The following is an 8374-nucleotide window of genomic DNA, read 5'->3' as shown; positions in this document are numbered from 1 at the left end:
CCTTCCACCTGGACAACCAACGCCAGGCTGACTTAACCTTCTCCGTCCTCTCATCGCATTACACAGAAGTATTGGAATATTAACCAATTTCCCATCGACTACGCCTCTCGGCCTCGCCTTAGGGGTCGACTCACCCAGCCCCGATTAACGTTGGACTGGAACCCTTGGTCTTTCAGCGAACGGGTTTTTCACCCGTTTTGTCGTTACTCACGTCAGCATTCGCACTTCTGATACCTCCAGCATACTTCTCAATACACCTTCATCGGCTTACAGAACGCTCCCCTACCACTTGACTTAAAGTCAAATCCGCAGCTTCGGCACATAGTTTTAGCCCCGTTACATCTTCCGCGCAGGCCGACTCGACTAGTGAGCTATTACGCTTTCTTTAAAGGGTGGCTGCTTCTAAGCCAACCTCCTAGCTGTCTATGCCTTCCCACATCGTTTCCCACTTAACTATGATTTTGGGGCCTTAGCTGGCGGTCTGGATTGTTTTCCTCTTGACTACGGACGTTAGCACCCGCAGTCTGTCTCCCGGATAGTACTCATTGGTATTCGGAGTTTGCATCGGTTTGGTAAGTCGGGATGACCCCCTAGCCGAAACAGTGCTCTACCCCCAATGGTATTCGTCCGAGGCGCTACCTAAATAGCTTTCGGGGAGAACCAGCTATCACCAGGCTTGATTAGCCTTTCACCCCTATCCACAAGTCATCCCCTGGCTTTTCAACGACAGTGGGTTCGGTCCTCCAGTTAGTGTTACCCAACCTTCAACCTGCTCATGGATAGATCGCCTGGTTTCGGGTCTATACCCAGCAACTAAACGCCCTATTAAGACTCGATTTCTCTACGGCTCCCCTATGCGGTTAACCTTGCTACTGAATATAAGTCGCTGACCCATTATACAAAAGGTACGCAGTCACCGAACTAGTCGGCTCCCACTGCTTGTATGCATGCGGTTTCAGGATCTATTTCACTCCCCTCACAGGGGTTCTTTTCGCCTTTCCCTCACGGTACTGGTTCACTATCGGTCAGTCAGGAGTATTTAGCCTTGGAGGATGGTCCCCCCATATTCAGACAAGGTTTCACGTGCCTCGCCCTACTCGTCATCATTGTGTGTGCCCTTTCGTGTACGGGAATATCACCCTCTACGTTCGCACTTCCCAGAGCGTTCCACTAGAACACACACAACTTAATGGGCTGCTCCCCGTTCGCTCGCCGCTACTAAGGGAATCTCAATTGATTTCTTTTCCTAAGGGTACTGAGATGTTTCACTTCCCCTCGTTCGCTTCATAAGCCTATGTATTCAGCTTATGATACCCGCCTTATAGCGGGTGGGTTCCCCCATTCAGAAATCTCCGGATCAAAGGATATTTGCCGCCTCCCCGGAGCTTTTCGCAGGCTATCACGTCTTTCATCGCCTCTGACTGCCAAGGCATCCACCACATGCACTTAATTACTTGACTATACAACCCCAAACAGTCGCTAACACATACAAGTGAGTGTTATCGTTGCAAACTTAATTGCTACTGATTCGTTGTCTGTGCATTTAAGCACTGTACAGCTTCAATCTAAATTCATATACCAAAACGCTTGATTCAGTGTTTTTGCTAGTTCTCAGATTAACTCTTCATCTAACTGAAATACTTACGTATTACCGTTAGTGTCAAATTAATCGAGTTTGAACAATTTATTTCAGACTCAATTCTACTAATCTGTTAATGATTAACTACCACCTCGTCGGTGCGTAGTAAACTGTGATAAATCACAGAGATTAATAAACCAGTCAACTTGGACTGTATTCACTAAACTCTATAATCTTCTTAGCTTTGAATTAATTTCGTTCTTACAAACTCTTTTAATTCATGGTGGAGACTAGGAGAGTCGAACTCCTGACCTCCTGCGTGCAAAGCAGGCGCTCTACCAACTAAGCTAAGTCCCCAGCTTATCACTTAATGAACGACATATCTTTCAATCTAAGCTACTGCAATCAGATTTGGTGGGTCTGACAAGACTTGAACTTGTGACCCCACGCTTATCAAGCGTGTGCTCTAACCAACTGAGCTACAGACCCTCAGATACATCTTCGAAGAACAACTTGTTGTGGATTCTTACCAGTCACCAATCTTTCGTTAAGGAGGTGATCCAGCCGCAGGTTCCCCTACGGCTACCTTGTTACGACTTCACCCCAGTCATCGGCCACACCGTGGTAAGCGTCCTCCTTACGGTTAGACTACCTACTTCTGGTGCAACAAACTCCCATGGTGTGACGGGCGGTGTGTACAAGGCCCGGGAACGTATTCACCGCGGCATTCTGATCCGCGATTACTAGCGATTCCGACTTCATGGAGTCGAGTTGCAGACTCCAATCCGGACTACGATCGGCTTTTTGAGATTAGCATCCTATCGCTAGGTAGCAACCCTTTGTACCGACCATTGTAGCACGTGTGTAGCCCTGGTCGTAAGGGCCATGATGACTTGACGTCGTCCCCGCCTTCCTCCAGTTTGTCACTGGCAGTATCCTTAAAGTTCCCGGCTTAACCCGCTGGCAAATAAGGAAAAGGGTTGCGCTCGTTGCGGGACTTAACCCAACATCTCACGACACGAGCTGACGACAGCCATGCAGCACCTGTATGTAAGTTCCCGAAGGCACCAATCCATCTCTGGAAAGTTCTTACTATGTCAAGACCAGGTAAGGTTCTTCGCGTTGCATCGAATTAAACCACATGCTCCACCGCTTGTGCGGGCCCCCGTCAATTCATTTGAGTTTTAGTCTTGCGACCGTACTCCCCAGGCGGTCTACTTATCGCGTTAGCTGCGCCACTAAAGCCTCAAAGGCCCCAACGGCTAGTAGACATCGTTTACGGCATGGACTACCAGGGTATCTAATCCTGTTTGCTCCCCATGCTTTCGTACCTCAGCGTCAGTATTAGGCCAGATGGCTGCCTTCGCCATCGGTATTCCTCCAGATCTCTACGCATTTCACCGCTACACCTGGAATTCTACCATCCTCTCCCATACTCTAGCTTCCCAGTATCGAATGCAATTCCCAAGTTAAGCTCGGGGATTTCACATCCGACTTAAAAAGCCGCCTACGCACGCTTTACGCCCAGTAAATCCGATTAACGCTCGCACCCTCTGTATTACCGCGGCTGCTGGCACAGAGTTAGCCGGTGCTTATTCTGCGAGTAACGTCCACTATCCTAGAGTATTAATCCAGGTAGCCTCCTCCTCGCTTAAAGTGCTTTACAACCAAAAGGCCTTCTTCACACACGCGGCATGGCTGGATCAGGCTTCCGCCCATTGTCCAATATTCCCCACTGCTGCCTCCCGTAGGAGTCTGGGCCGTGTCTCAGTCCCAGTGTGGCGGATCATCCTCTCAGACCCGCTACAGATCGTCGCCTTGGTAGGCCTTTACCCCACCAACTAGCTAATCCGACTTAGGCTCATCATTTAGCGCAAGGTCCGAAGATCCCCTGCTTTCTCCCGTAGGACGTATGCGGTATTAGCATTCCTTTCGGAATGTTGTCCCCCACTAAATGGCAGATTCCTAAGCATTACTCACCCGTCCGCCGCTAGGTTAGGTAGCAAGCTACCCTTCCCCGCTCGACTTGCATGTGTTAAGCCTGCCGCCAGCGTTCAATCTGAGCCATGATCAAACTCTTCAGTTTAAAATCATTAGTAGCTTATGGCTACAAATCTTGGCTCATCAATTTTCTGACTAAAAATTCGCTCAAATAAACTTCGAGAAATTTCTACTCTTCAATCAATGAAATATTTTCGATTGATCAACTAGTAAAAATCCACACAAGTTGTTCTTCTATTCTCTTAATGATCTTCTCGATGATTCGTCATCATCAAGCTAGGTCGGCTATATTACTCTCAATTTCTTAAAAGTCAACAGGTAATTTAGATATTTAGTAAACTTATCAATCAACTCAAGAATCCAACCTTTTCAGCCAAATCCTTGTTTCTCAACAAGTTTTTATCTGCATCACCGCCGATGGATGTGCATTCTACAGTATTTCAGTTCAGGTGCAACCCCCTTTTTTATTATTTTCTCTTGCATGTTTCTTTTTTCTACAAAATCGGTGTTTTCGTTGTTTTTATCAGCTATTTACGTATAAAAAGCAGGCTCATGGCCTGCTTTTTATTATTTTCTTTTCGATTTAATCAGTAAAAGTCACACGTGCAATAGCTTTTTTACCCGATTGAATGATTAAAGTAACATTCTCTTTTACAGAGTAGCTCATATCCACCACATTCCAGTCGACCTTAACTGCACCACGACCCACGGCGTCTTTAGCAGCAGCGGCATTCGGGTTTAAACCTGCCACACGAAGAATGGTTGCAATAAATAACTCTCCACCAAACTCGCCACGAGAAATGGTTACTTCTGGTGTATCTTCTGGTACTTCACCTTCAGTTACACGATTCCCTGCACTCTTATGTGCATTTTCTGCCGCTTCTGCATCATGGAAACGTTCAACCAACTCAAGTGCCAATATACGTTTGATTTCTTGTGGGTTACGGCCTGCAGCCATTTCATCCAGCAAAACTTTGATTTCATCAAGTGACTTAAAGCTGAGTAAATCAAAGTAACGCTCAATCAAACTATCTGGCATCGACAAGATTTTTTGATACATCGCACCTGGGGTGTCAAATACGCCAATATAGTTGCCTAGAGATTTAGACATCTTATTCACGCCATCTAAACCTTCAAGAATCGGCACGGTAATGCAGACTTGTGATTCTTGACCATAGCGACCTTGTAAGGTGCGACCCATCAATAAGTTAAAGGTCTGGTCTGTTCCACCTAACTCTACATCCGCTTCAAGCGCAATCGAGTCATAACCTTGAACCAATGGATACAGGAACTCATGAATTGCGATCGGCTGATGGTTATTATAGCGCTTGGTAAAGTCATCACGTTCTAGCATACGCGATACAGTTTGCTGACTTGCCAACTGAATTAAATCAGCTGCGGTTTTTTGACTGAACCATTCTGAGTTAAAACGGACTTTGGTTTTATTTGGATCTAGGATTTTAAAAACTTGTTCTTGGTAGGTTTTTGCATTGCCAATGACCTGTTCTTGTGATAACGGCGGACGCGTTGCACTTTTGCCCGTTGGATCACCGATCATCGCGGTATAGTCACCAATCAGGAAAGTCACTTCATGTCCCAAATCTTGGAAAGTTTTTAGTTTGTTAATTAGAACCGTATGGCCTAAGTGTAAATCTGGAGCCGTAGGGTCAAAGCCTGCTTTTACTCGGAGTGGACGATTCTCTTTGAGTTTTTTCAATAAATCTTCTTCAGAAATAATCTCGTGCGTGCCTCGTTGAATGAGAGCAAGCTGTTCTTCGGCTGGCAAGAAATTTGACATCACAAAACCTAAACACATCAGTTATTCAATTTGTGCGATATACTAACATTTTTTCAGCATCTTGCAGGATAAGTTGTATATGAGCGCGATCTATATTGGTGTAATGACAGGCACGAGCATGGATGGTGTTGATATTGTTGCAACTTCATTCGACCCTTTAACGCTGCATGCCACGCTAACGGTGCCTTTTGAGCCTGATTTACGTGATGAGCTGATGGCCTTAACCCTGCCAGATGACAATGAAATTGATCGTATGGGCAAAGCCGATGTGGCTTTGGCGCAAATGATTGGACATGGCATCAATCAATTGATTGAAAACAATAATTTAGACCGAGCACAGATTAAAGCGATTGGATCACATGGGCAGACCATTCGTCATCGCCCAGAACATGGTTTTACCTTACAAATTGGTGACCCCAATATCATCACTGAAATCACCCAACTACCTGTAGTCTCTGATTTTCGTCGTCGTGATATGGCCGCCGGGGGACAAGGCGCACCCTTAGTTCCAGCTTTCCATCAAGCCTTATTTCAGCATGACAGTATTCATCGTGTGATCCTGAATTTAGGTGGCATTGCCAATATCAGTATGCTTCCTGCAAATAATGCAGACGGCGTTTATGGCTTTGATACAGGTCCTGCCAATATTTTGATGGATGGCTGGTGTCATCGCCATACAGGTCATCCTTATGATGAAAATGGTGACTGGGCGGCCTATGGCAACCCCATTCGCTCATTACTAGATCGTTTGCAAAGCCATGAGTTTTTTGCCAAAGAACCTCCGAAGAGTACAGGTCGCGAGGACTTTAACCTAGAATGGCTAGATGAACAGCTCAGTGATTGGCGCAATGATCTCGGCTATGACGAGCTGGAAGATACCCCCGAAAATGTTCAGGCCACCTTAATGAAACTGACCACACGTGCCATTAAGAAAGCGATTTATCGCAGTAAAGAAAGCATGCCGACAGGGGAAATCTATGTCTGTGGTGGCGGTGCCTATAACTCACATTTACTTGAGCAACTCCGTTGGCGTTTGCGCAAGCACCATTGGTCAGTTCAGACCACGGATGCGCTCGGCCTAGCCCCAACATGGGTAGAGGCCACGGCATTTGCATGGCTGGCAATGCGTTTCGTCGAGCAGCTCAGTGGTAACTTACCTGCGGTCACAGGCGCATCGGGTGACCGTATTCTCGGCACTATTACAGTCGTCTAAAGCCATAAAAAAAGCTTCTCAATTGGAGAAGCTTTTTTTTACAGCAAAAATCTATTAAATCGAGAACGATGAACCACAACCACAAGTGGTGGTCGCATTCGGGTTTTGAACTACAAAACGAGAGCCTTCAAGCCCTTCCAAATAATCGACTACGGACCCAACAAGATATTGATAACTGAGTGAATCAACCAGCATTTTAACGTCGCCATTCATAAATTCAGCATCATCTTCATTGACGCTTTCAGCGAAGTTAAAGCCATAAGAGAACCCTGAACACCCCCCACCTGTTACATAAACACGTAACATAAGGTCGTTATTCCCTTCACTTTCGCGTAGTTGGCGAACTTTGTTAGCAGCACTATCTGACAATTCTAGAGCTTGGGCGTTCATGATGGATATTCCTCAGACTTCAATACGTCTTTCATAAATAAAAGACCCGATATGTAGTATAGCATACTCAATATCGGGTCTGTATTTGAAGTTTTAAAGTCTCCTCAAACACTTTTTACAAGATTATTTATAGTTCTCATCTTGTAAGCCACATTCAAAATTCTTGGCATCTTCACGGCAACGGAATTGCCATAACAATTTCATCATACGCTTGTCGTAAATTCCTTTTGCTGTCAGATTGATCCGTGCTTCGCGCATCAACTTTTGATAGCCTGGTTTATCTGCAGCAGGTACTTCCATCCAGTATTTTTGTGGAATATCGGCTTTCATCTTACCTAGAATACCAAAGGCACGTGGCAGTTGGGCCTTAACCCACTCTCTCGACTTTTGACCAAACCCTTCTGGGAATTTTTCAGGGCGGATAATTAGATTACCTGTCACTTGTAAAATCGGATAATTGACAATCGCACCTTTGCTTCCTAACCCCTTATATAACTCTAAAGGCTTAAAGGCTGCAGCTGGTGCACCAATAATATCAACCTGACCATTATTAAACTTGGCACCGAAGTTGGTAATATCTGAGCTGACTGCTTGCGCGCCGACTTGTGAAGCCATAATTTTTTGTGCTTCATCATAATCAAGTACGGCGATTTTCTTGCCTGCAGCCTTGGCCACGGTATTGATATTTCGGTCATTCACCAATAAATAGGCATCCCCCACAGGGATCACTCCAACCACTTCGTATTTGCCATTGACCATGGCTTTGGCAAATGTTGGACTAGCTAAACCCTGCATAACTTTTACCGCGAGCTTAAGATCTGTAATCGCCCCGATTGCATCCAATGAACCCGTAAACTGATTAAATTGGCGACCACGCATTCCGGTAATACTGACACCATCACATTTACCTGCTTTAAAGTCTTCTGCAATCACGGCCTCATTGGTTCCAACTTTTAGCTCAATATCAGCACCCCATGTTTTTGCAGCGAGCTGATAATCCTTCATTAATGCATAGACATCGCCACTTTTACCGACGATATCAAATACACAAATTGTTTGTTTGGCCTGAGCACCCGCAGATACCGCAGCGATCCCAGTCGCAAGTAATAAAGTTTTAAACCATTGCATATTATTTTTCCTTTGCATCTATGCTGATTGTTGTTGCATTCCATCCAAAATCAAAAGACTGGCGGTATATCTTTAAATACGGTTTACCCATGAATCAATGTTTTAAAATCGTCACGTCCAATCATCCTGATTAAAGCATATTTTTTAAATCTCACGATTTCATTTGGATTGTTATATTGAATTATGATCCTGCTCTTTAGTAAACAAGACAATGGCTTAAATGACATCTACAAAAAAACAAAAAGCCTAGATGAATCTAGGCTTT

Annotated in this window: 4 protein-coding genes, 2 tRNA genes and 2 rRNA genes; 1 reads left to right on the top strand and 7 read right to left on the bottom strand. The window is 45.1% G+C overall.

What is annotated here, in order from left to right; genetic code table 11:
* The 5 genes from F895_RS0119170 to tyrS form a co-directional block, all read right to left on the bottom strand.
* Positions 1-1460, bottom strand: a 23S ribosomal RNA gene (locus F895_RS0119170); the annotation flags it as partial.
* 400 nt (positions 1461-1860) lie between these two features.
* A tRNA-Ala gene (locus F895_RS00430) sits at positions 1861-1936 on the bottom strand.
* Between the two features lie 55 nt (positions 1937-1991).
* Positions 1992-2068: transfer RNA gene (locus F895_RS00435), tRNA-Ile, on the bottom strand.
* Between the two features lie 59 nt (positions 2069-2127).
* Positions 2128-3665: ribosomal RNA gene (locus F895_RS00440) — 16S ribosomal RNA — on the bottom strand.
* A gap of 498 nt (positions 3666-4163) precedes the next feature.
* Positions 4164-5396, bottom strand: a complete 1233-nt coding sequence (tyrS, locus tag F895_RS00445) for a tyrosine--tRNA ligase (protein ID WP_010590246.1) — start codon at positions 5394-5396, stop codon at positions 4164-4166.
* 61 nt (positions 5397-5457) lie between these two features.
* On the opposite strand from tyrS, the gene F895_RS00450 reads away from it, so the two are divergent.
* Positions 5458-6591 (top strand): anhydro-N-acetylmuramic acid kinase, encoded by a 1134-nt coding sequence (locus tag F895_RS00450; RefSeq protein ID WP_005244818.1) that lies wholly within the window; start codon positions 5458-5460, stop codon positions 6589-6591.
* 54 nt (positions 6592-6645) lie between these two features.
* Here F895_RS00450 and erpA read toward each other — a convergent pair whose 3' ends face one another.
* Both erpA and F895_RS00460 read right to left on the bottom strand, forming a co-directional pair.
* Positions 6646-6981 carry an iron-sulfur cluster insertion protein ErpA gene (gene erpA / locus F895_RS00455; protein ID WP_005244817.1) on the bottom strand — a complete coding sequence of 112 codons (336 nt, stop codon included), beginning with the start codon at positions 6979-6981 and terminating at the stop codon, positions 6646-6648.
* Positions 6982-7104: 123 nt separating this feature from the next.
* Positions 7105-8109 carry a putative solute-binding protein gene (locus tag F895_RS00460; RefSeq protein ID WP_005244815.1) on the bottom strand — a complete coding sequence of 335 codons (1005 nt, stop codon included), beginning with the start codon at positions 8107-8109 and terminating at the stop codon, positions 7105-7107.
* Positions 8110-8374: the final 265 nt, after the last annotated feature.

The organism is Acinetobacter sp. CIP 64.2 (assembly GCF_000369645.1).
In the GTDB taxonomy this organism is placed as follows: domain Bacteria; phylum Pseudomonadota; class Gammaproteobacteria; order Pseudomonadales; family Moraxellaceae; genus Acinetobacter.
Note: the sequence above shows the minus strand (reverse complement) of the source record. Positions and strands in the feature narration are given on the sequence as shown.